Here is a 22,714-nt window from a genome sequence, read left to right as displayed (position 1 = left end):
TGTTCCTCCTTCAAGGAATTCATCTATTCTGTGTTTTCATTTTCTCTTCATAAAAACGTACGACTTTGTTTTTCGTGTTTCGTACAGGGATTTGGAATTTTTGGAGCAATGCGGAGAATGCGGCTTGTCCGATTTCCAGGTCGCTCACTTCAAATTCAAGTTCATAGTCCTCTACTGTTAAATATCGGCTGTGATCCAAAACAATTAAGCCTTCTTTGATCTTTTTTTCAGCTCTTGATGTTTCAAGTGAACCAAAATACACAATTTGATCCTTTTGAATGTTCAGATGGTCTAACCTGTCAGCTACTTCACCTTCTGGCAGCTGAAAATCGTCAAGGCTTGAAGGAGGAGCGATCGTTTGGTGGGTTTCGAGCAAGCCTATTTCGTGTGGTTCCTTTAACGTGAGAACCCACTGACCGCCTTTTTCTCTCATTCTTAGTGCAGCGAATTGAGATTTTATATCAAATTGAGGTGTATCAAAGTAATAGTTGGTTTGTGTGTGAAAATCCGAATCCTTCAATTGAAAATGTTGTTTCAGCTGTTCAAATTCTTCTTTCATTAACAATTGCTTTAGCTCTATTTCAATTTCCTGTGCCATTTTGACATCAACCTTTCATTTAGAGGAAATATGATTATTGTACATGAAGTGTGTTCATCATGTAAAAGGCTGTTTTTATCTCTTATTTCTCTTTCCGCATGTGCCAAAATAAATGGAGAATCATGTGAAAGGATCATTTATAAGAAGAAAATAGGATTTTCTCAAAAAGTTCGGTTTATCAATATTGAACTTGATATGATAAAATAAAGCTGTACTTTGTTGTAAAGGAGATCATGATGCAAAACCGAATTGAAATCACAGAAGCAACTTTAAAAGAAGACAGGCTAATTTTGACGACCACGTCAGAAGAGCAAATCCAAAAAGCAAAAGCATCAGGACAAATGCTTGTTGATTCTGATCACTTTGCGTTCGTTTACATACTTGAAAACGAGGAGTCCTTTTCGTATCTTATCTTAGGGGAACATACATGGGCTCCATTAAAAGAAGCAATGAATCTTGACATCCCTGTCTATTTGGCAGCGGGAGAACATTCGTTAGAACTCATTCAGCTTCATCAAGAATTACATTATTTAATCGACAATATTAAAGACAATGCCAATTACGGAGATATGGAAGAGAAAGTGAAGAGCACATTCCTCTGAAATAATTAGGTATATGGAATTGGGGGAAGTTTCATGGACAAAAAACAATGGGATCAATTCCTCGCACCGTATAAACAAGCAGTCGAAGAATTAAAAGTGAAACTAAAGGGCATTCGAAAGCTGTATGAATTTGAGGATGACCATTCACCAGTAGAATTTGTCACAGGCCGAGTGAAACCTGTTGCCAGCATATTAGAAAAGGCAAAGCGTAAAAACATCCCGATGCATGAAATCGAAACGATGCAGGATATTGCTGGGCTTCGCATTATGTGCCAGTTTGTAGAAGACATACAAGTCGTGAAAAAAATGCTCCAGTCACGAAAAGACTTTGTGGTTGTTGATAAACGCGACTATATTGCAGAACATAAAGAAAGCGGATACCGTTCGTACCACCTTGTTGTGTTATATCCGCTGCAAACGATCAACGGAGAGAAGCAGCTCCTCGTCGAAATCCAAATTCGTACACTTGCGATGAACTTTTGGGCGACCATTGAGCATTCTCTGAATTATAAATATAGCGGGAATATCCCGGAGAAAGTCAAGCTGCGCCTTCAAAGAGCTTCTGAGGCAGCATCTCTGCTTGATGATGAGATGTCTGAAATTAGAGGGGAAATTCAAGAAGCACAAGTGGCATTTTCCCGGAAAAAGAAAAACGATAGCTGAGCCTGAGCTTGATCAAATATGATGCTGCCCTCTCATAGCAGCAAGGTGGAAAAGGAGAAGAATTCATGAAATTTGCAGTTTCTTCGAAAGGGAATTCTGTATCTGACACACTCAAAAATAAAATTCAGACCTACTTATTGGATTTCGGGATGGAACTCAACGAAGAGGAACCGGATCTTGTCATTACGGTTGGTGGAGACGGCACCCTTCTTTATGCGTTTCACCGTTATAGCGACCGTCTGAATGAAACAGCTTTTGTCGGTGTTCATACAGGTCATCTTGGTTTTTATGCTGACTGGGTGCCAAGTGAAATTGAAAAACTCGTCTTAGCTATTGCGAAAACGCCCTATCACATTGTGGAATATCCGATCTTAGAAGTCATTGTCAGATACAACGACGGCGGCAGAGAAGAGAAATATTTAGCGATGAATGAATGTACCATTAAAAGTATGGAAGGGACGCTTGTGGCAGATGTTGAAATTAGGGGTCAGCTGTTTGAAACATTCAGAGGTGACGGTCTTTGTCTGTCTACACCGTCTGGCAGTACAGCCTATAATAAAGCACTTGGAGGCGCCATTATTCATCCTTCCATTAGAGCCATTCAGCTGGCAGAAATGGCTTCAATCAACAACAGAGTGTTTCGAACGGTCGGTTCACCGCTTATTTTGCCAGACCACCATACTTGTGTCATTAAACCGATGAATGATGTTGATTTTCAAGTAACCATTGATCATTTGACGCTGCTTCATAAGGACGTCAAATCCATTCAATGCCGGGTAGCCGACGAGAATGTCCGTTTTGCCCGATTTAGACCATTTCCGTTTTGGAAAAGGGTGCAAGATTCCTTTATCGGAAAAGGAGAATAAGAAAGAGGTCGTTCTCGCTGGAATACTTTACGCTAAATAAAACCATGACAGCCAAAGAAGAAGGGCTGCTTTTAAAGAATTATTTAATAGATCTTGGCATTTCAAAAAGAATGCTGGCGGATATTAAATTTGATGGCGGTGATCTCCTCATTAATGGAGAGCATGTGACTGTGAGATACAAGCTGCATAACGGAGACAGGCTCACCATTTTATTCCCAGAGGAAAAAGTGAGTGAAGGGCTGAAGCCTGCTCCAATTCCGCTTGATATTTTATTTGAGGATGAGCATGTCCTTGTGCTGAATAAAAAGCCATATATCCCGTCCATTCCTTCTCGGGAACACCCAGAGCACAGTATTGCGAATGGATTGCTGCACCATTATGCAGAGCAGTCTGTTCGGCTGACGGTTCATTTGGTGAACCGCCTTGATCGTGATACATCGGGCGTCATGCTCGTGGCCAAGCATCGCTTTGCCCACAGCCTTTTATCAAAAGCGCAAAAAAGTGGAGCGGTCAAACGAACATACAGAGCGTTTACACATGGCATGATCTCGGAAAAGTATGGAACCATTCGTGCAAAAATTGCCCGAAAAGGAGATAGTATCATCGAGCGAATGGTCGATGATACTGGACAGGAAGCAGTGACGCATTTTAAAGTGCGAGCGGTAGACGCTGAGTTGAACATGTCAGATGTGGCTTTAGCACTTGAAACTGGGAGAACACATCAAATTCGTGTTCATATGAAGTATCTTGGTCACCCGCTCATCGGAGATACGCTATATGGCGGAACGAGTGAGCGGATGGACCGTCAGGCACTGCATAGTGAGACTCTTGTCTTTCCTCATCCGATGACTGGGGAGGAATTTACATTCTCGGCTCCGCTTCCTGAAGACATGAAATCATTGCTGCTTTAAATAGAGAAACCCGGCTACCTGCAAGCGCAGGACCGGGTTTTTTTATGATGTGAAATGTTGAAACCTTGAATCGTCATAAGGCATAGAGGAAGGAACAGAGACCGTTTCAAGCTCAGGATATGTGAGGGCAGACAGCCGGTGGCCAAATACGCAGCCTGTATCAATATTGACGGTTCTGCCAACGAATCGGGGTTCTTTCACTGGTGTATGTCCGTATACAATCCACGGTTTTCCGCGATATTCCTTTGCCCAATCCTTCCGCACAGGTCGTCCATCCGGCCACGTTTCTCCTGTGACCGCGCCAAATAATAGATAGGATCGCATCTGTTTGTTCGGTTTTCTTCCAATGTCCTTTTCCTTCATCGCTGCGTGAGCAATAATCAGTTCATCAGGAATGAGTACATCGTAAAGCGGAGCCTTCTCAAATAGCTGCTTAAATTCATGTGACAATTTGGTTTGTTCATGAAGGGGCAGCTTTTTTATTTCGTTCACTGTGGTTTCGATGCCATGAAGTAATTTCACGGGATTTCCTTTCAAATAGCGATAAAGCTTAAAGCAATGGTTGCCAGGTACGTAGCGGATCGCGCCGTGTGCGTAGGCATGAATGACAAATCGCATCACATCTACTGACTGAGGGCCTCGATCTGTTAAATCACCGACAAGGGCTAGCGTTCTCTTATCAGGATGGACGGGTAATCCATGTTTGAGTTCGTATCCTAGTTTGTGTATGAGGGTAAGCAGCTCTTCGTAGCAGCCGTGGATATCTCCAATGATATCAAATTTCATAAGATTTCCTCCTGATCTTTCTCATCCATTCATCGGGGTTAAAGAAGTTTGAATTTTAGAACATATAACGAATGGCTTTCTTTTCATTTAGGCAATTGTTAGAATCAATGCTTTAATGTAAAACTTAAAAGATTAAACATCAATGTTAGGAGGCTTTAGCCAATGGAGCATACATCTGTTTCATCACTCGTTGTCGTTATTATTGTCGCCTTTTTCACCCCACTTTTATTGCACCGATTTAAGCTGACCATTCCGGTCGTTGTTGCTGAAATCATCATGGGGCTCATCATTGGAAAAAGCGGTCTTCAACTGGTAGTTGAACATGATGCATGGTTAGACACGTTATCCATGCTCGGTTTTATTTTTCTGATGTTTTTAAGTGGACTTGAAATAGATTTTTCTTCTTTTGAGTCAAAGAAGAAAGCACGAGAACTGCCAAATGGTCTAAAAGAACCAAATACGTTTAAGGCAGCCACGATTATTTTTGTTGGCGTATTTAGTATTTCTTTTATCCTGTCCTATGCGTTTGTACTTGCAGGGTTTATCCAAAATGCTTTTTTAATGACGCTCATTATATCGACCATCTCATTAGGGGTAGTGGTTCCCACCTTAAAAGAGGAAAAGTTAATGCAGACGAATATCGGTCAAATCATCTTGCTTGTCGCCGTCATTGCTGATTTGGTGACGATGATTTTACTTGCTGTGTTTTCCTCCATTTATGGCGATGGTACAGGGAATATGTGGCTTCTGCTCTTATTATTTGCTGCGGGCATTCTGCTTTATTTATTTGGCCGCGTATTTAAGACAAAGTCGATTTTTCAGTCCATGTCAAAAGGGACCGTGCAAATTGGGACAAGGGCGATCTTTACTCTCATTATAGTCTTAGTTGCCTTATCTGAATCACTCGGTGCTGAAAATATTCTTGGGGCGTTTTTAGCGGGCGTACTTGTGTCCCTTCTTTCGCCGAATAAAGAGCTTGTCCAGCAGCTGGATTCATTTGGCTACGGATTTTTGATCCCCATCTTCTTTGTGATGGTCGGAGTGGATTTAAATATATGGGCACTGTTCAAGGACCCAACCATTATGATCATGATCCCGCTGCTGTTTATTGCATTACTGGTTAGTAAGCTCATCCCGATTCTTTATTTGAAAAAATGGTATGACATGAAAAAAGTGATCGGTTCTGGCTTTTTATTAACATCGACGTTATCACTCGTCATTGCAGCTGCGACGATAGGGGAGCGGCTCGGAGTCATTGACCATAAAATGTCTGGAGCGCTGATTCTAGTCGCGGTACTCACGAGTATTTTAACGCCTGTTTGGTTTAAAGCGCTGTTTAAAAAAGAACAAGCTGCGAGCCATAAAAAACGTGTGACCTTTATTGGTGCAAATCAGCTGACCTTACCTGTCACACTTGATTTACATCAGGATGAATATGATATTCGGATTTTACATGTCTTTCAAGAAAATAAAGAAGCGCTGCTTGCTGACTCCATCTTTGAAGTCGAATCGATTGAAGAGTACGACGATGAGACGCTGCGAAAGGCAGGCGTTGGCCAGGAGGATGTCCTCGTCGTCGCAACAGGCAGTGAGACGAAAAATAAGGAAATTGCTTTATTTGCAAAGGAAGAAGGAGCGAAACAAGTCATTGCTAGTGTCAACAAAGCTGAGACAGAGCTGACATTGAAGGAAGCAGGCATTGATACGTTTTCTAATTTCCTATCATCTAAAACGGTGCTAAGAGCCTTGATTGAAGCACCGGATGCGATTCGATTATTAACAAATGAGGATACTTCTTTGTATCAAATTCAAATGAACAATCATCGTTATCACAATGTCATGCTGAGGGAATTTCCGTTTACCGGTGATTTGGTCTTTGTCCGTATTTTCAGAGGGGTAGACAGCTTAGTACCACATGGAGATACCACGCTTAGAAGCGGCGACCGTGTGCTTGTGTCAGGCTCTCGTGAGTATGTGGCAGGACTAAGAGCCCAATTAGAGTAAGAATGAACCCTTGACCAATGAACAATTCCTGATTAAGATAGAAGTACAACATCATATATTTGATCCACTAGGGGAGTCCTTTAAAAGGGCTGAGATAAAAGTGTCGACTTTTAGACCCTCATTACCTGAACAGGTTCATACCTGCGTAGGGAAGTGGTGCGGTTTTTGACTATGCTTTTTACAAATTCCAAGCCACTTTCCACGCGGAAAGTGGCTTTTTTATATGGAAAAACAGGAGGAGAGAAACATGACGTTTTCAACTGAATGTAAAGAAGCAGCAGCAACATGGTGGAATGGAAGCTTCACACACCCATTTGTCAAAGGGATTGGAGATGGCACGCTTTCACTCGATCGTTTCACGTATTATGTGATGCAGGATTCATATTATTTAACTCATTTTGCAAAGGTGCAAGCATATGGCGCAGCGATTAGTGAGGACTTACATACGACGGGCAGAATGGCGTATCATGCGCAGGGTACGTATGAAGCAGAGCTGTCGCTGCATAGAAAGTTCACAGAGCTTTTGCAGATTTCAGATGAAGCCATCGAGAACTTTAAGCCTTCTCCGACTGCTTATGCGTATACCTCTCATATGTACCGATCTGTGAAAAGCGGGCGATTTGAAGAGATTTTAGCCGCGTTATTGCCGTGCTACTGGCTATATTATGAGGTGGGTGAAAAGCTAAAACAAACCACACCTGACCATCCGATTTATCAGGAATGGATTTTGACATATGGAGGGGATTGGTTTAAGGAGCTCGTCTTTGAACAGGTCAACCGCTTTGATGAACTAGCCGAAAAAGCGTCAGAACAAGTACGGGCCAATATGAAAGAAAATTTTGTGATTTCAAGCTATTACGAGTACCATTTCTGGGAAATGGCGTATCAAAAAGAAACATGGCAAACAGCATGCTTAGATGGGGTTGGTGCAAATGGAACTCCACGCAGTGACAAATGATTCGCTTCCTGCGGATGAACTGATCAAACAAATAAAAGCCATCGCACCTGAAGTGGATTTTATTCATATCCGGGAACGGTCTAAAACAGCAAGTGAGCTTGTTGATCTCGTGAAAAGACTCTTTTTAGAAGGTGTACCGAAAGAGAAGCTCATCATCAACGACAGAGTAGACGTTGCACTGCTCACCAATATTCACCGGGTACATCTCCCAGGCCATAGCTTTTCGCCAAAAGAGCTGCGGCAAAAATTCCCTCACCTTCATGCAGGTGTCTCTGTTCATTCGATAGAAGAAGCGAAAGCAGCGGAGAAAAATGGAGCAGAGTATGTCATGTTTGGGCACGTATATGACACCACTTGTAAACCAGGACTTCAGGCAAGAGGCGTACAGCTTGTGAAAGAACTGACATCTTCACTGTCTATTCCTGTGGTGGCGATCGGTGGATTGACACCTGACCGCATTCCAGAATTGAAACACGCGAATGTGAAAGGGATTGCTGTCATGTCTGGGATTTTTACTCATCATCAGCCGCGCATGATGGCACAAGCATTTTCTAAACAGGTAAAGGGGCATCCTTATGAAGAAGCATTATGACGTTGCAATCATTGGTGGTGGAATCATAGGAATGTCCATTGCCTATCACCTTGCAAAAGCAGGAAAGCAGGTCGTCTTACTTGAGGCGAATGAGGTAGGGAAGCAAACGACAAGTGCGGCTGCTGGGATGCTCGGTGCACATGCTGAAGGAGAGGGGCATGAGAATATTTTTTTCCAAGCAGGCAGAGCAAGCCAGGCATTGTACGAGAAGTTAAAAGTCGATCTACAGCATGAATCTGGCATTGATATTCGAACATCAGCGGGCGGTATCATGAAGGTAGCTTTTACAGAAGAGGAGAAACAAGCACTTTGCCGGATGCAGCATTTGTCTACATTTGAGTGGCTGGACGCAAGCAACGTAAAAAAATGCATGCCTCAAATAACAGAGAACATCTTAGGCGCAGGTTTGATTAAAGAGGATATTCATGTCGAACCTTATGCGGTATGCCGGGCATTTTGGCAAGCGGCGGTAAGGTTCGGGGCAGATGTGAAAGAATGTACACCCGTGATCGAAGTGAAGCGGGAGAAAGAAGCGTTAGCGATTAGAACAACGAAGGGAACATTCACATGTGATGATCTGACTGTAGCGAGTGGTGTATGGTCTGGCCGTTTTTTTGAAGAGCTTGGATTAACTCATTCTCTTTATCCAGTAAAAGGGGAGTGTGTGTCTGTATGGAATAATGGTCCAGCACTCGCGCACACCATTTACCATGATCATTGTTATATCGTTCAACGAGATAGCGGCAAACTGGTCGTTGGTGCAACGATGAAGCCAAACGAATGGCAGGCTGTTCCAACGCTTGGCGGCATCGAAGCTGTGATTCAAAAGGCGTCTCAGCTTATGCCTTCGATCAAGGAGATGCCGATTGATCAGTGCTGGGCTGGTCTTCGCCCGGCGACAAGCGACCGGCATCCCTACATTGGAAGACACCCAGAAGATCAGCGTATTCTTTTTGCTGCAGGGCATTACAGAAATGGCATTTTACTTGCCCCGATTACTGGAGAGATCATTCGCGACCTGATATTGGGTGAACCGGTCAAAAAGGAATGGCTTCACGCGTTTCGTATTGGCCGAAAGGAGGCACTGTTTGTATGAAAATTCAATTGAATGGCAGAATCGTTGATTTCGATCAAGAGAATGGAACGATCTATGATCTGCTATCAGCCTATCAGCTTGAAAATAGAGTAGTGATCGTGGAAAAGAACCAAGAAATTATTGACAAAGAAGCGTTTCAACAAGTAAAAATTCAATCTAATGACACGATTGAAATCGTTCACTTTGTAGGAGGAGGATGACAACATGCTGCACATTGGCGGAAAAACATTCACATCAAGATTATTACTTGGTACAGGGAAGTATCCATCATTTGAAGTTCAAAAAGAAGCCGTGAACGTATCAGAAGCAGAAATTTTAACCTTTGCTGTGAGAAGAATGAACATTTTCGAAGCATCTCAGCCTAATTTTTTGGAGCAGCTTGATTTATCAAAATATACGCTGCTTCCGAATACAGCTGGTGCAAGTACTGCGGAAGAGGCAGTTCGTATTGCTCGTTTAGCGAAGGCTTCTGGACTGTGTGACATGATCAAGGTAGAAGTCATTGGCTGCTCAAGGTCTCTTCTGCCAGATCCAGTCGAAACGTTAAAAGCATCTGAAAGGCTATTGGAAGAAGGGTTTATCGTGCTGCCATATACATCTGATGATGTGGTACTGGCGAGAAAATTAGAAGAGCTCGGTGTCCATGCCATCATGCCGGGTGCTTCTCCGATTGGTTCAGGGCAAGGCTTACTAAACCCTCTGAATCTCTCATTTATTATTGAGCAGGCGAAGGTGCCGGTGATTATTGATGCTGGTGTAGGCTCTCCAAAGGATGCAGCTTATGCGATGGAGCTAGGGGCTGACGCTGTATTACTGAACACAGCTGTGTCTGGTGCAAAGGACCCTGTGAAAATGGCAAAAGCCATGAAGCTGGCGATTGAATCAGGAAGACTAGGCTTCGAGGCAGGACGGATTCCTTTGAAAAACTATGGGACAGCAAGCAGTCCGCAGGAAGGAATGCCGGCATTTTGAGCACACGTTATTCGCGCCAAGAGCTCTTTCAGCCAATCGGCACAGAGGGGCAAAAGCGGTTAAAAGACTCAAAGGCTGTCATTATTGGTGCAGGGGCACTTGGAACAGCCAGTGCTGAAATGCTCGTTCGTGCTGGCGTTGGATCTGTCACCATTTTGGATCGAGATTATATTGAATGGAGCAACCTTCAGCGACAGCAGCTTTACACGGAGCAAGATGTGCATGATCGGCTGCCAAAGGCTGTGGCGGCTGAAAAAAGACTCAAGCAGGTGAACAGTGACGTACATGTCAAAGGAATTGTCATCGATGTGACCGCTCAACATATTGATGAACTTGTCAGCGGGGCTTCGATTATCGTGGATGCAGCGGATAATTTTGAGGTGAGGATGATTGCAAATGATGCTGCTGTCAAACATCAAATTCCGTTCCTTTACGGAGCCTGTGTAGCCAGCTATGGTATTCAATTCACTGTGATTCCTGGTGAGACGCCATGTTTACACTGCCTGCTTGAACATTTACCCGCACAAGGCATGACCTGTGATACAGCCGGTATCATTAGTCCAGTGGTGCAGCAGGTGGCGGCATATCAAGTGGCAGATGCCCTTAAATATTTAACAGGCCATCAAGTGACGCCAATTTTAAGATCCTTTGATTTATGGACCAATGAACGATCTGACATCCGATCAGCCAGTTCCTTAAAGAAGAAGCAATGTCCAAGCTGTGGGCTGAAGACATATCCTTTTCTCTCCTATGACAAGAGAGCGAAGGCAGATGTACTATGCGGCCGCAATACGGTACAAATCCGCAGTGCTGCTGAAATCCCGCCGCCATTACACGAAGTGGCTATTCGCTTAAAGAAAGCAGGAATGGATGTGCTTGAAAATCCGTATTTACTTTCTTGTCAAAAGGATGAATATAAGCTTGTTTTATTTAAAGATGGCAGAGCACTTGTACATGGTACAAATGATATGGCCAAAGCAAGAACCATTTATCATCAATGGATTGGCTAATGAGAGGTGTGATGAAATGACGATCAAAAAAGCATTCACAATCGCGGGTTCTGATCCGGGCGGTGGAGCAGGCATTCAAGCTGATTTGAAAACCTTTCAGGAGCTCGGTGTGTACGGAATGTCTGCGATCACAGCGATTACAGCACAAAACACACTTGGCGTTCACGGTATATACCCTCTTTCAATCGAGGCGTTAAAAAGTCAAATAGATGCAGTCGCAGAAGACTTGCTGCCAGATGCCGTCAAAACAGGAATGCTGTGGAGTGCCGAAATGATCAATACGGTTGCTGAAAAAACGGTTCAATATGAGATGAAGCTGATTGTCGATCCAGTCATGATCGCAAAGGGAGGGGCCTCTTTATTAAATGAAGATGCGGTCTCTGCGTTGAAAACACACTTGCTGCCTGTCAGCTATGCCGTAACGCCGAATCTTCCTGAGGCAGAAGTGCTGACAGGCATGCGCATTCAGACAAAAGAGGATCGCTATCTAGCAGCGGAACGTCTATATGAGCTTGGTACGAAACATGTCGTGATCAAAGGGGGACACGGCCCCTCTGGCGGTATGATAACAGACCTGTTGTATGATGGAAAAGGCTTTATAGAAGTCACAAACGAACATATTGATACCCCGCATACACATGGCACAGGCTGCACGTTTGCAGCGGCATTAACAGCTGAAATTGCGAAAGGGTACTCCATGAGAGAGGCCTTTGAAACAGCAGAAACCTTTGTCCATGAAGCCATCAAATTCCCTTTGAATATTGGAGCTGGACATGGACCTACCAACCATTTTGCTTATCAGCAAAACAGGCTCAAACGATAAGAGAATCGAACCGTCTTCACTTGCGAGGGCGGTTTTTTGATGAAAAAGAAACTTTCTTTCAGCGGAAATTGTCATTCTCTCATGATCTGTGATAATATTATGATCAGGTACTAATACTATGTCTTGAAAAAATAGGAGGCTTTATTACATATGAACTTTTCTTTAGAAGGCCGTAATATCGTGGTGATGGGTGTTGCCAATAAACGAAGCATCGCTTGGGGAATTGCCCGCTCACTTCACGAAGCTGGAGCTCGTTTGATTTTTACTTATGTTGGAGATCGTCTTGCTGAATCTGTAAAAGAACTTGCAAGCACACTTGAGCGTGATGATTCAATCATTCTTCCATGTGACGTGACAAGTGACGAAGAAATCGAAAAATGTTTCGCTACAATTAAAGAAAAAGTACAAGTCATTCATGGCGTTGCGCATGCGATTGCATTTGCAAACAAGGAAGAACTTGTCGGTGAATACTTAAATACGAACCGTGAAGGTTTCCTTTTGGCGCACAACATTAGTGCATACTCATTAACAGCTGTAGCAAAAGCAGCACGTCCATTGATGACAGAAGGTGGAAGCATTGTCACGCTTACATACTTAGGCGGAGAGCGTGTGGTATCTAACTACAACGTAATGGGTGTAGCGAAAGCAGCACTTGAAGCAAGTGTGAAATATTTAGCAGCTGATTTAGGCGCAGAAGGTATCCGTGTGAACAGTATTTCTGCTGGTCCAATTCGTACGCTGTCTGCAAAAGGCATCAGCGGCTTTAATACAATCCTGAAGGATATTGAAGAGCGTGCACCGCTTCGCCGTACAACGACTCCTGAAGAAGTTGGCGATACAGCTCTATTCTTATTCAGTGATCTATCACGCGGCATGACAGGTGAGAATCTGCATGTTGATTCTGGCTTCCATATCATTGCCCGCTAAACGAATCATTGAATTGCAGCATACCAAAGATGGGTATGCTGTTTTTTTATTTTTCTTCTGATTTGAGACATCCGCTCATATATATAAGGAATGAATCATTCGGGAGGGATTAGTATGTCAAATAAAGGTGATGAGAACCAGAAGCCGCTTATGTATATTGTTCAGCCGAGCTATGATGAATCAATGCCGGCCATGCAAAATATCGTGAGAAAGCGAAAGAAATCAGAAAAACCGCAAGAAAGTCATCAGAGTGCAAAAGACGTGATCGAAGAAAGTACGCACGAGGAACCCGTGGCTCAAGAAATAGAGAAGAAAAAAGAAGTCGGGCCGCCTGAACTTCAGCAAGAACAAGACATCACACAAGAAGCAGAACTTGCACAAGAACAAGACATCACACAAGAAGCAGAATTTACACAAGAACAAGACATCACGCAAGAAGCAGAGCTTACACAAGAACAAGACATCACACAAGAACCAGAGCTTACACAAGAACAAGACATCACACAAGAACCAGAACTTATACAAGAACGAAAACCCCAGCGAGAAGAGGAAAAGCCGCCAGAAGGTGTATTTCATGAAACAAAAGAAGAACCTAGAAGAAAACGAGTGAAAAAGCCTTTAAGTCAGATGAGTATTGACGAAAAAGTCGATTTTCTCACAAGCCTGCCTCATAATATGCCAAGAGCCCTTTGCCTGATTGAAGCTGATGGTAAAACATATAGAGGAATTATCATGGATCGAAAAGAAGATCTAGTGGTCATTCGAACAGCGGGCGGGGGAAATCCAGTTGAATTAGCAATAGATGAAATTTCCTCGATTCATCCGCTTGGCTTTTAACGAATAAAAAAAGTCCCATAGAGGGACTTTTTTTGTTAGCAGTTACGGTTGATGAGTCGTGGATTTAAGCACTCGATTGCGCAGAAGCAGTCAAGATCTACTTCAATGCAATACTTCGATTTTTCTAATCGGAACACATCACATAAGGAATCTTTATCTGTAAAATCTAAAATATGACGGTCTTTGTCAAATGCAATAAGCAAGCTGAGTGTTGCGCAGTGATCACAGATGTGTTCGACTCTGAAAAATGCAGTGCTGAAGCAAGGACCTGCATCTACTTCTCCGACGTTTCCGAATGCGACGAATGGTTTTGATTTGGATGTAAAGAGAACAAACGGGACAGTGTCACCTAATGAATGGGATGTAGAAAGGAGATTGCTGTAACAGCTGGTCGGGCAATCTTCTTCGACGGCACTTTGTAAGTCGTTAATATTTTCAACAGCCTCTGCTACACAGCTCCATGAATGTTTGCGGCTCATATTCAACCCTCCTATACTAGGAAATTTGTTTGAGTGTTTGAGCACTGTCATCATCTACAAGCTTTTTTGTTTTGCCAGTTGATACATCTACTTTCAATCAATGCGGAAGCGGCAGCTCTTATGCTGACTGCTCCGCATGATTGGCTGTCATTCGTAAGGAAGGGGATGCTTTGACTCATGACAAGTTAGGTCAACGGACGATTGGTTTAGCCGTGGTGATGATGCTTTTTATCTTTCGATGGCATGACTCTGTCGACAAGCTCTGGGTTTAAACATTGGATCGCGCAGAAGCAGTTTAGATCAACCTCAATACAAAAGTCCGTTTTTTCTAGACCAAAGAAGTCAGGGTCACAAGGGTGACACACGCTTAGCGTATGTCCGTGTACATCAACAGGTCTTAATACAGATAACGTAGCACAGCAGTCGTGTAATTTTTCAACCCGGAAGAAAATGGATTCGAAGCATTGGCAATCGTCAACAAATCCTCCAATGTTTCCGAAAGTAGAAAACAATCCGCCCTTTTTATCAAAAATTAAAAACGGAATTGTATCTTTTCCAGAAACTGTCGGGCTTAATAAATTACTGTAGCAGCTCGTAGGACATTTATCTTCTACAGCTTCCTGCTCTGCTAAAATCTTTTCAACCGCATCGCATACACAGTTTTCATCATGTCGGCCATGGTGTTTTCCGCAGCTCATGGATTTCAGCTCCTTTAACAAGGTATTTGACTTTAGTCCTTAACAACATATGTATGCGCCCTCTAGTTGGTGTGGGTAAATGACTATTTATATTTGTTGTATTTTTATAAAAGGAAAAGCAGAGCTTTTCGCTCTGCTTTTGGACATTAGAGGATACCAATTGCAACGATTGTCGCAACAAGTGTTTGAGTAAGTGTTTGAATCGCGATCGAGATATCCGCATCGATTGTCGATACTGTAACGTTTCTTGAATTTTCGATGACAAGTTTCTGGCGGTTTGTTTGTTTGTGAGTAGCGGCTTGTAAAAGATCTTGTGTGACGCGGTCAGCCAGATCACCGTCTGCGATTGAGATATTTGTAATGGTGATGATCGCTGTTTGAACAGCTACTTGGATAGATGCTGCAACCTGTGCATCAACAGAAGAGACGTTAATGTCACAAGAGTCTCTGACGATAATGACTTCCTCAGATGTCTGCTTTGTAAAACTCAATTGATCAAAGTCTTGCAAGACATCTTCATCATCATAATAGTGGCCATCACAAACTGCTTTTCTTTCATAGTTGTAATCGCCGTGGTGTCCGTGGTGTCCGTGGTGTCCGTGGTGTGTACAGTTACGATCTAGAGCGACCCAAGAATATGGTTTAGAATCCATTTCTATTCCTCCTTCCGTTTACTTTATTAAATGCTGGAATGCGTGGTTTTGTCTCGGGCATTTACCCTAGCAGGCAACCCATTTTTATTTAATCGTTATTACGCTGCGCATCACGGCGCTGCTGAATACGATCTCGAAGTGAATTTCGTTTTGGACGTACTTTTGGTTCAGGCTGTACTTCTTCCGGATGTTTTGCTGCCTCAGCCTGCCTTTTTTTCTCCTGCTGCTGTTCTACGAAATCATTTGCTTTCTTTTGCAAGTCCTCCACTAATTTCAAAATCATTCTTCTTTGATCATCTGAGATATTTGCTTTCTGATCATCTGTGATATTGTTTTTGTTTAACACATCACTTACAAGAAGACTCGTTAATGGATCAACATCAGTATTGATTTGAAACTCCTTTTTTTCGTTCTCTTCAGCCACGATGATTTCACCTCTTTCATACGTCATGTTAGAAAAGAAAGGGTCAAAGAATGCCGGCTTCAACTAAGAGTACATTCAATGTTTGAGTGAGAATTTGGACGGAGTTCATAATGGATGCATCTGATAATGTAATCGTAATGTTATAGCAGTTGATGATTTGAATCACAGTTTTCTTTTGGACTGTCACTTGTTGTGTGGATAAAAGCTGATCTGTGATGTCTGCAGCCAATTCATCGTCTGGTACAAGAAGTTGAATTAAAAGAGTAATGATTGTCGTTACGGTCGCTTGAAGGGAGAGTGCAGCTGTTACATCTGTTTTATGAATTGTGACATTTTCGGAATCTTTGATCTCAATGAAATCATCATAATTGCTGATTAATTCGTTTAACAGTTGTGTGTATAATAAATCAGCACTTTCTTCAATAGACAATACTTTCACTCCTTTCTTATCTATACATTATTTAATGCAGCAGAGGCTCAAGGTGGAATCGGAAAGCGTGAAAAAGTACAACCCAATTTTATTTCCGCTCGATTCATCATGGCGGTCTTTCTTTTTGCATATATAAAGAAAGGACGCAAAAAAGAAGAAAAAAGGAGGTGGAGGCTCCTGAGTGGTGCTTTGTCATTTGTCGTGTTTGCCCTCGCATCCTTTAGACTGACGAGGCTGATTGTGTTTGATACCATTACTGCTCCTTTCCGCCGTTTATTTCATGAAGAACAGGAAGAGGTAAATGAACAAGGTGAAGTGGAGACATATATCATCATTAAAGGTAAAGGGCTGCGGTCTTGGGTAGGAGAGCTGTTAAGCTGTTATTGGTGTACTGGCATGTGGTGCACTGCTGCTTTACTTCTGATATACATACTATTTCCTGTCATCAGCATGTGGCTTAATTTACTATTAGCAATTGCCGCGGCAGCAGGCATTATTGAAGCGATCGTCTCAAAGCTGGTGAAATAAACAGGCATACTGATCAGACACGCTTTCAAAAAATGCATATACTATCATGGAATAGGAAAGGAAGGGTTGCGATGAAACCAACTGAAACACCGTCACATATGCTTCAAGGTTATCCAGCGCAGTCAAATCAACAATCTGTTTATACGAAGAAAATCAAAAAAGCAGATTGCGGCTGTGGAAAGAAAAAGAAACCTCAATAGAACAAAAAACAAAAGCCGGATTTATCCGGTTTTTTTGTTGCCCTTTTTTTGAGTGATGCATATGTAAGAGAGAAGGGGTGACCAGAATGGATGCATTCGAACAATTAATCGGCTCCTTGTTCACTAAACCTCATGATGGAAAAGAACAAGCGCACGAAAAGGGTGAAATGGATCTAGCGGATAAAGCGAATGATCTTGAGCAGCACTTAAAGGTATTTGGCGAGAAGATGGATGCTTTTGCGAAAGAAACAGAAGCATTCATGATGCGTCATGGAGAGGCAGATTACGTCTTTAAACAGCAGAAATAAAAATTCCGCACTTTTTTATGTGATCGTCCAAACCATTTGTAGTATTTTTCATATTTTGTAAGGGAGAAGAGGAGGTGCTTATATATGAGTTGTTACGGTTACGGTGGCGGTTCTTGCGGCGGCTACGGCGGAGGTTATGGCGGCGGATATGGATCAACATTTGTTCTTGTCGTCGTGCTTTTCATCCTTCTAATCATCGTTGGTGCTTCTTTCTTTAACTAAACAGTAAGAAGGTGAGGGAAGCAATGGGGGAGCCTTTTGCTTTCCTTTCTCTTTGGGCAAACAAGGCTTTAGGATAGGCACATATCTCGCCTATTTTCATATAGTAAGGTGATTACTCCACAAAGAGGAGGCAAATGAATGGATAATAAATTCTTTAAAAGCGTTGAAAATAAAACGGGTGTGAATATGAATGATGTTTTTAAGCTTGCAGGTTCTTTGCAAAATGCCAACTTTAAAGATGAAGCAACGGTTCGAGGCGTCATTAAAAAAGTAGCGCAGCTTGCGAATAAGCGTGTACCTAAAGAAATGGAAGACAAAATCGTTCAATCGATTACAAGTGGAAAAGAAAAGCTTGATTTCAATACAATCGCTAAAATGATGAACAACAAAAAATAAACAACAGGCTCTCCGCTTAAAGGGGGGCCTGTTGTTTTTCTGTGAATAATTCTCGGTTTTTCTTTAGTAGGGGATACAAAAAGCGCGAGCGATGAGCGGTTTTTCCTCGCCTAAATGATGGAACAGATAGATAAAGAGATTGTTCAGCTCTTGTCATGGCCACGTATAATAAACGGCGTTCTTCTTCTAGGGCTTCTTCATCACCGTTTCTTAGTTCATCGAGTGAGAAATCATGAGGCAGTGCTCCGTCGACCACGCAAGTGATGTACACCGTTTGGAATTCAAGTCCCTTTGCGCGGTGAATCGTCATGAGCTGAACACCTGGTTCGTCTGTTTTTTCCTTTTCGGCAGATTTCATATGTTCGGCATGTGCGAGAAAGGCTTCAATCGTTTCAAAGCGTTTGGCGGCGGTTTTTACATCTCGTACATCATCCGCCCCTTTTTCAAGCACATTCGTATCGTTCACTCGTTTTTTTAAGTAATCACCAAGTCCCATCTTTTGTTCAATAAACGTCACAGCGTCAGACGGCTTTAACGTTCGTAACGTGCGGAACAGAGGAACAATGGATTGCAGCTTTTTCTGTTGAAACGGCTGAATATCTGTTAGTTTTCCGAGTGCGTCTACCATTGAACAATCTTCCGTGATGGTCAGTGCCTTCATCGTGTTCAAGGTCTGCTGCTTTAAAAAGAAAACCGGAAGCAGCTGTTTCATAGCAGCCACATCATCGGCATCCTGACTTAAAGAGAGAAAGGCGAGAAGAACCCGAACAATTCGTCTGCTGTAGAAGGCTTTGACACCAGCCTCCGTCTCATACGGAATCGCGGATTGATGCAGACGCTCATAAATCGCGCGGCCTCCTGTATTGGTGCGAAAGAGTACGCAGATATCATTCGGCTTTGCGCCGTTTTTAATTTTCTCCTGAATATCTGCCACGATCATGGTCGCTTCCTCTTCCTCGTCATATGGATAAAAGAGCGTAGGCGGGATTGTCTCCGCACGGACGGCTTTTAACGTTTTTTCATAACGATGTTGATTTTTCTTAATAATGGCATCCGCACTTGCGACAATCGTATGATGCGACCGGTAATTCGCATGTAAATGGACGATTTGAGCCGAAGGATAGTCCCGTTTGAATTCAAGAATGAAAGCAGGATTGCTGCCCCTAAAGGCATAAATGGCTTGATCATCATCACCTACACAAAATAGCTGCTCATATTCTCCAGCTAAAAGCTGAATCAATTGATATTGAACTGGATTAATATCCTGAAATTCATCCACTAAAATATACTTGAACCGTTCTTGATATCGTTTCAGCAGTTCAGGCTGTTCTGTCAGCATGTGCAAGCAGGCGATTGCCATGTCATCAAAGTCAAATTGCTGATTGTCTCGTTTTTGCTGTTCATAAGATTGATAGATCGTCCACATGTGTTTTTCCTTTTCATCCTTCAAATCAGGAAGCTCGCCTGGTAAAAAAGCATTTTTCCAAAAGCCGATCGATTGCAGTACTTGATCGGTAGGGTAGTCTTTTTCATCAAGTCCTTCATTTATGATGGCTTTCCGAATGTACTGTTCCTTCTGCCAGTCAAACTTGATCAGGTGCTGGCCGTTCCATTTGCTTGCATCGTCATGAAGCAGCATTTTATAAAAAAGACTGTGGAAGGTGCCTGTCACCACTTGACTTGCTTGTGATGGGTGAAGCTGGTATTGCTTGCGCAGTCTTTCTTTCATTTCACTGCTGGCTTTTGTGGTGAAAGTCACGAGTAAGATATGGTGAGCAGGAATATGATGATGTGACATGAGATATGCCGCTCTAGCTGTCAAGACTCTTGTTTTTCCGCTGCCAGCGCCAGCCAGCACCAGCATTGGACCTTCTTTATGTGTGACAGCTTGAAGCTGCGGTGTGCTAAAGGTAATATGCGGAAAGAGCTCGATGGTATGTGCTTGTTCATTCTCTTCTAAATGTAACGCATCGCTAAATTGAATCGACCTTGGTTCCTGCCAGTCATATGATTCATTCGTTTGCGAGATGATCTGTTTACCTGTTGGAAAACGGAAGCCCCCAAGTTCTTTATAGGAAGCACTTTCCTCTTGCTCTGCATTTTTTTTCTGATCTTCTTGTTCTTCTGCTTGTTCACACATCTCTTGCTGCGTCATATGTTTATGAATAAAGGCAGGTTCTTCATGTATATTTAATCTGAAAAAGACTGGTTGTCCGCAATATGGGCAGGATAAGTGCCCTTTTTTTCCCTCGTCATGGAGGAATTGATAATGTTCTCTCGAATACGTATGTAATGAGATCGTTCGATCATGTCGTCGTGCGCATTTCAAAGCTAGTCCTCCAATAGTTAATCAATCTTAAAAAGAAACACATCTAATCATATCAAATGAGACGTGTTTCAAACAGTCATAATTAGGGAATAGTAGAGTAGAAGAGAAGCAAAGGAGGCGTTCTTGATGGGATATATAGCCCCGATTCAGCCGGATCTGTATTTTCAATATATCAATCGTCCTGCTCCTCAGGATAAAGAAGACTACGCGAAAGTAACAAAGGTTACTCGCACCTTTCATGACAAGGTATACAGAGAGCTGGAGAAAAAAGAGGACTTAGTGACAGAAGCAGAAACGAAAGTACAGCAAAAAAAGCGGGAACGTTTTGTACGAGATATGTTTATGGAAGAAGGCAAAGGCGTTCATATTAATGCGTATATATAAATGATTACGCTTTCTTCCCTTGACGAACGATGATAAAGAAAAGCCAGGGCATCATGGATGCTCTGGCTTTTTCTTTTGGTCAAACAGATAGTGTTTTTGTCATTTTGACATGTGTGATCCCTGCTTCTTCAAACGGTTCAGAAACGGCTTTGTAGCCTTTCTTTTCGTAGAAAGGAAGAGCTTGGACTTGTGCGTGCATAACCGCTTCCTTCGCTCCATTAGCAATGGCTTCTGTTTCCAGCGCTTCTAATAGTTTGTGGCCAAGGCCGAAAGCGCGCGCCTCTTTTAACACACAAATTCGTTCCAGCTTTGCCTTTGGCCCTTCAATGATCCGCAGTCTAGCGGCTGCTTGAGGCTTCATTTCATCATTATAAATGACAAAATGAATGGCCTCGTCCTCTAGTTCATCTATTTCAATCTCTAACGGGACTTCTTGTTCTTTGACGAACACTTCTTTTCGAACGTAGTATGCATCTTCTCGTTGTGTTTGTGCTGTTGCGATGACTGTTTTCAAATGTCTTTAACCCTCTTCTCCTAAAATAAATGTTTCATAGACGGTCCAAGATCCGTTCTCTAACTGATATAAAAGGTGGAAGCGATCCACGGTTTCTTCATGGTCAATTTTTCTCAGCTTTAATGTACCAAGTACGTCTGAATGCTCATCATCTGATAGTTTTTGAGCTACTGTCACATGCGGAACAAAAGCATATTCAGGTGTGCCAGCAAGTGGATCTGCGTACAACCTTTCATTGAGCGCCATGATTTCCTCGTTCGGTTCTACTTTCATATAAATGACGTTGTTTACAGGAGCGAATGAACTGAATTTTTTAATACGTAACGTAATAGGAGAAGCATTTTTTGCATACTCTCTTAACGTTGAGACGACCTCAGCCGCTTCTAGATCCGTTAATTCAAAAGGTGTTCTTAATGTTAAATGAGGCGGTATAAGTGCATAGTTCGGATCATAACGCTTCCGGTAAGAGTTCGCAATATCTTGCAATTTTTTTGATGGAAATATAACAACTCCGTATTTCATCATGTTCCCTCCTGAATAAGAAAGTATTTATTATTGTTTATTATAACAAAATTCAGTTGATTAACGAATATGGGAGCATTTTTTTTAACGAAGGCGCAATGAGCGGCTGCCAAAACGTCCATTTATGATCCCCTTCGAATGTCTCAAATAAATAATCCGCACCTGACTGTTCAAGAAGCGCCTTTAAATCTTCATTCGGCTGAATAAAATCAAGCACTTGGCCATCTGTCGTTTTCACAGCCGTTTCTTCCAGCCCAATTTGATGGATAATGGCATAAGGGGAAAGGGCTGTCGACTGTTTAACGGCTTCTAGGACTGAATCATCAACGTAAGGAGACTGCAAAATCAGCCCGCCAAATAAAGAAGGATAATCAATCGCTGTCATAAGGGAAATCGTAGCACCTAGCGAATCACCAATAAACGTGCGTCCTGAGCCAATTTGATAGGTTGGATAGTGCGTATCAATATAAGGGACAAGTTCATTTGCTAAAAAGCGTTTATACGCTTCAAACTTTGTGCCATCTGGATGATACGTATTCCGTCTTTCCGAGACATTTTCATAAGGGACACCAATGATAATCGAGCGTTCCATTTCTTTGTTTTGCATCAATTCTTCCGCCTGTCTGCCTATTTTGCCTAAGCGGAAATAATCATGACCATCTTGGGCAATGATGACATGATATGTATAAAGGGGGGAGTAATTGACTGGCAAATAGATCAAAAGGGTCATATCCGCCCCAAGTTCTTTTGAATGTAAGGTTTCTTCTTGAATAATGCCTGTTTTCTTCACCATAATCCATTCCTCCAGCTAACCAATTTCATCACAAAGTGAAACGTTTCCATTCATTGTAACATGAAAAACAGCGTTGTTCCTATATGCTAACATGCAATCCATTCAGTTGACATCGAATCTGTTATAAAATACAGAAAATTTTAATTAATTGGTCCGATTCCTCTTGAAAAATGAGATTTAATGCGTTAC

General features: G+C 42.4%; 31 protein-coding genes and 1 riboswitch. Of the genes, 20 read left to right on the top strand and 11 right to left on the bottom strand.

The genetic code is table 11. The annotated features are described in order from the left end of the window. Positions 1-19: 19 nt before the first annotated feature. Entirely contained in the window at positions 20-598 is a 579-nt protein-coding gene (locus C6347_RS08170; RefSeq protein ID WP_106048719.1) for a CYTH domain-containing protein, read from the bottom strand. Between the two features lie 236 nt (positions 599-834). Here C6347_RS08170 and C6347_RS08165 point away from each other — a divergent pair, with 236 nt between their 5' ends. From C6347_RS08165 to C6347_RS08150, 4 genes are all read left to right on the top strand, one after another. Beyond that, the gene (locus C6347_RS08165; protein ID WP_034663228.1) at positions 835-1,200 is read left to right on the top strand and encodes a UPF0738 family protein; all 366 of its coding nucleotides are present in this window, start codon (positions 835-837) and stop codon (positions 1,198-1,200) included. Between the two features lie 33 nt (positions 1,201-1,233). Continuing rightward, positions 1,234-1,863, top strand: a complete 630-nt coding sequence (gene yjbM, locus C6347_RS08160; protein ID WP_003211990.1) for a GTP diphosphokinase — start codon at positions 1,234-1,236, stop codon at positions 1,861-1,863. Positions 1,864-1,928: 65 nt separating this feature from the next. Further along, positions 1,929-2,729: an NAD kinase gene (locus C6347_RS08155; protein ID WP_060596013.1), complete on the top strand. Its 801-nt coding sequence runs from the start codon at positions 1,929-1,931 to the stop codon at positions 2,727-2,729. Positions 2,730-2,746: 17 nt separating this feature from the next. Continuing rightward, entirely contained in the window at positions 2,747-3,640 is an 894-nt protein-coding gene (locus C6347_RS08150) for an RluA family pseudouridine synthase (protein ID WP_181185451.1), read from the top strand. A gap of 42 nt (positions 3,641-3,682) precedes the next feature. Here C6347_RS08150 and prpE read toward each other — a convergent pair whose 3' ends face one another. Next, positions 3,683-4,426 (bottom strand): bis(5'-nucleosyl)-tetraphosphatase PrpE, encoded by a 744-nt coding sequence (prpE, locus tag C6347_RS08145; RefSeq protein ID WP_034663218.1) that lies wholly within the window; start codon positions 4,424-4,426, stop codon positions 3,683-3,685. A 162-nt stretch (positions 4,427-4,588) separates the two neighbouring features. Between prpE and C6347_RS08140 the strand changes: the two genes are divergently transcribed. The 10 genes from C6347_RS08140 to C6347_RS08095 all read left to right on the top strand — a co-directional run bounded on the left by C6347_RS08140 (position 4,589) and on the right by C6347_RS08095 (position 13,645). Then, positions 4,589-6,430 (top strand): monovalent cation:proton antiporter family protein, encoded by a 1,842-nt coding sequence (locus tag C6347_RS08140; RefSeq protein ID WP_066031033.1) that lies wholly within the window; start codon positions 4,589-4,591, stop codon positions 6,428-6,430. Between the two features lie 59 nt (positions 6,431-6,489). Further along, positions 6,490-6,599: riboswitch (TPP riboswitch) on the top strand. Positions 6,600-6,677: 78 nt separating this feature from the next. Continuing rightward, positions 6,678-7,388, top strand: coding sequence for a thiaminase II (gene tenA / locus C6347_RS08135; protein WP_066031032.1), 711 nt, complete (start codon positions 6,678-6,680; stop codon positions 7,386-7,388). Continuing rightward, a complete protein-coding gene (tenI, locus tag C6347_RS08130; RefSeq protein ID WP_106061792.1) occupies positions 7,363-7,980 on the top strand; it encodes a thiazole tautomerase TenI in 618 nt (205 codons plus the stop codon). The genes tenA and tenI overlap by 26 nt, the downstream gene beginning before the upstream one ends. After that, complete coding sequence (gene thiO / locus C6347_RS08125) at positions 7,964-9,076, top strand: glycine oxidase ThiO (RefSeq protein ID WP_106071565.1); 1,113 nt, start codon at positions 7,964-7,966, stop codon at positions 9,074-9,076. Before tenI ends, thiO begins: the two co-directional genes overlap by 17 nt. Then, positions 9,073-9,276 carry a sulfur carrier protein ThiS gene (gene thiS, locus C6347_RS08120; RefSeq protein ID WP_034663206.1) on the top strand — a complete coding sequence of 68 codons (204 nt, stop codon included), beginning with the start codon at positions 9,073-9,075 and terminating at the stop codon, positions 9,274-9,276. The genes thiO and thiS overlap by 4 nt, the downstream gene beginning before the upstream one ends. A gap of 4 nt (positions 9,277-9,280) precedes the next feature. Further along, positions 9,281-10,048: a thiazole synthase gene (locus tag C6347_RS08115; protein WP_066031031.1), complete on the top strand. Its 768-nt coding sequence runs from the start codon at positions 9,281-9,283 to the stop codon at positions 10,046-10,048. Next, positions 10,045-11,058 (top strand): thiazole biosynthesis adenylyltransferase ThiF, encoded by a 1,014-nt coding sequence (locus C6347_RS08110; protein WP_034663202.1) that lies wholly within the window; start codon positions 10,045-10,047, stop codon positions 11,056-11,058. The genes C6347_RS08115 and C6347_RS08110 overlap by 4 nt, the downstream gene beginning before the upstream one ends. A 16-nt stretch (positions 11,059-11,074) precedes the next feature. Further along, on the top strand, positions 11,075-11,881 hold the full coding sequence (thiD, locus tag C6347_RS08105) for a bifunctional hydroxymethylpyrimidine kinase/phosphomethylpyrimidine kinase (protein WP_106071564.1): 807 nt from the start codon (positions 11,075-11,077) through the stop codon (positions 11,879-11,881). A gap of 150 nt (positions 11,882-12,031) precedes the next feature. Further along, positions 12,032-12,808, top strand: coding sequence for an enoyl-ACP reductase FabI (fabI, locus tag C6347_RS08100; RefSeq protein WP_003211867.1), 777 nt, complete (start codon positions 12,032-12,034; stop codon positions 12,806-12,808). A gap of 114 nt (positions 12,809-12,922) precedes the next feature. Further along, on the top strand, positions 12,923-13,645 hold the full coding sequence (locus tag C6347_RS08095; protein ID WP_106071563.1) for a CotO family spore coat protein: 723 nt from the start codon (positions 12,923-12,925) through the stop codon (positions 13,643-13,645). 35 nt (positions 13,646-13,680) lie between these two features. Here C6347_RS08095 and C6347_RS08090 read toward each other — a convergent pair whose 3' ends face one another. The 5 genes from C6347_RS08090 to C6347_RS08070 all read right to left on the bottom strand — a co-directional run bounded on the left by C6347_RS08090 (position 13,681) and on the right by C6347_RS08070 (position 16,329). Beyond that, positions 13,681-14,124: a CotY/CotZ family spore coat protein gene (locus C6347_RS08090; RefSeq protein WP_034663193.1), complete on the bottom strand. Its 444-nt coding sequence runs from the start codon at positions 14,122-14,124 to the stop codon at positions 13,681-13,683. 206 nt (positions 14,125-14,330) lie between these two features. Continuing rightward, positions 14,331-14,822, bottom strand: coding sequence for a CotY/CotZ family spore coat protein (locus tag C6347_RS08085; protein ID WP_060596022.1), 492 nt, complete (start codon positions 14,820-14,822; stop codon positions 14,331-14,333). Between the two features lie 146 nt (positions 14,823-14,968). Further along, positions 14,969-15,475 (bottom strand): spore coat protein, encoded by a 507-nt coding sequence (locus C6347_RS08080; protein WP_095285024.1) that lies wholly within the window; start codon positions 15,473-15,475, stop codon positions 14,969-14,971. Between the two features lie 88 nt (positions 15,476-15,563). Beyond that, positions 15,564-15,899 carry a spore coat protein gene (locus tag C6347_RS08075; protein ID WP_066031768.1) on the bottom strand — a complete coding sequence of 112 codons (336 nt, stop codon included), beginning with the start codon at positions 15,897-15,899 and terminating at the stop codon, positions 15,564-15,566. A gap of 43 nt (positions 15,900-15,942) precedes the next feature. Continuing rightward, the gene (locus C6347_RS08070; RefSeq protein WP_034663185.1) at positions 15,943-16,329 is read right to left on the bottom strand and encodes a spore coat protein; all 387 of its coding nucleotides are present in this window, start codon (positions 16,327-16,329) and stop codon (positions 15,943-15,945) included. Between the two features lie 177 nt (positions 16,330-16,506). Between C6347_RS08070 and C6347_RS08065 the strand changes: the two genes are divergently transcribed. From C6347_RS08065 to spoVIF, 5 genes are all read left to right on the top strand, one after another. Then, entirely contained in the window at positions 16,507-16,857 is a 351-nt protein-coding gene (locus C6347_RS08065) for a DUF1360 domain-containing protein (protein ID WP_034620057.1), read from the top strand. Positions 16,858-16,928: 71 nt separating this feature from the next. Next, the gene (locus C6347_RS19420; RefSeq protein WP_258182060.1) at positions 16,929-17,057 is read left to right on the top strand and encodes a hypothetical protein; all 129 of its coding nucleotides are present in this window, start codon (positions 16,929-16,931) and stop codon (positions 17,055-17,057) included. A gap of 86 nt (positions 17,058-17,143) precedes the next feature. Next, positions 17,144-17,365, top strand: a complete 222-nt coding sequence (locus tag C6347_RS08060; protein WP_060596024.1) for a hypothetical protein — start codon at positions 17,144-17,146, stop codon at positions 17,363-17,365. Between the two features lie 84 nt (positions 17,366-17,449). Beyond that, a complete protein-coding gene (locus tag C6347_RS08055) occupies positions 17,450-17,587 on the top strand; it encodes a YjcZ family sporulation protein (RefSeq protein ID WP_003212017.1) in 138 nt (45 codons plus the stop codon). 138 nt (positions 17,588-17,725) lie between these two features. After that, the gene (gene spoVIF / locus C6347_RS08050) at positions 17,726-17,983 is read left to right on the top strand and encodes a sporulation-specific transcription regulator SpoVIF (RefSeq protein ID WP_003212292.1); all 258 of its coding nucleotides are present in this window, start codon (positions 17,726-17,728) and stop codon (positions 17,981-17,983) included. A 16-nt stretch (positions 17,984-17,999) separates the two neighbouring features. Here spoVIF and C6347_RS08045 read toward each other — a convergent pair whose 3' ends face one another. Next, positions 18,000-20,312, bottom strand: a complete 2,313-nt coding sequence (locus tag C6347_RS08045; RefSeq protein WP_106071562.1) for a UvrD-helicase domain-containing protein — start codon at positions 20,310-20,312, stop codon at positions 18,000-18,002. A 126-nt stretch (positions 20,313-20,438) separates the two neighbouring features. Here C6347_RS08045 and C6347_RS08040 point away from each other — a divergent pair, with 126 nt between their 5' ends. Further along, positions 20,439-20,696 (top strand): hypothetical protein, encoded by a 258-nt coding sequence (locus C6347_RS08040; protein ID WP_034663177.1) that lies wholly within the window; start codon positions 20,439-20,441, stop codon positions 20,694-20,696. Positions 20,697-20,775: 79 nt separating this feature from the next. On the opposite strand, the gene C6347_RS08035 is transcribed toward C6347_RS08040, so the two are convergent. From C6347_RS08035 to C6347_RS08025, 3 genes are read right to left on the bottom strand one after another with little or no spacing between them, the layout of a single operon-like run. Next, entirely contained in the window at positions 20,776-21,210 is a 435-nt protein-coding gene (locus C6347_RS08035) for a GNAT family N-acetyltransferase (RefSeq protein WP_058014269.1), read from the bottom strand. A 6-nt stretch (positions 21,211-21,216) separates the two neighbouring features. Next, complete coding sequence (locus tag C6347_RS08030) at positions 21,217-21,732, bottom strand: YjcG family protein (protein ID WP_034663172.1); 516 nt, start codon at positions 21,730-21,732, stop codon at positions 21,217-21,219. 52 nt (positions 21,733-21,784) lie between these two features. Continuing rightward, complete coding sequence (locus tag C6347_RS08025; protein ID WP_066031027.1) at positions 21,785-22,525, bottom strand: alpha/beta hydrolase; 741 nt, start codon at positions 22,523-22,525, stop codon at positions 21,785-21,787. Between the last annotated feature and the right edge of the window lie 189 nt (positions 22,526-22,714).

This window comes from Bacillus sp. NMTD17 (assembly GCF_002998735.1).
Taxonomy (GTDB): domain Bacteria; phylum Bacillota; class Bacilli; order Bacillales; family Bacillaceae; genus Bacillus.
This window is presented reverse-complemented; position numbering and strand designations above follow the sequence as displayed.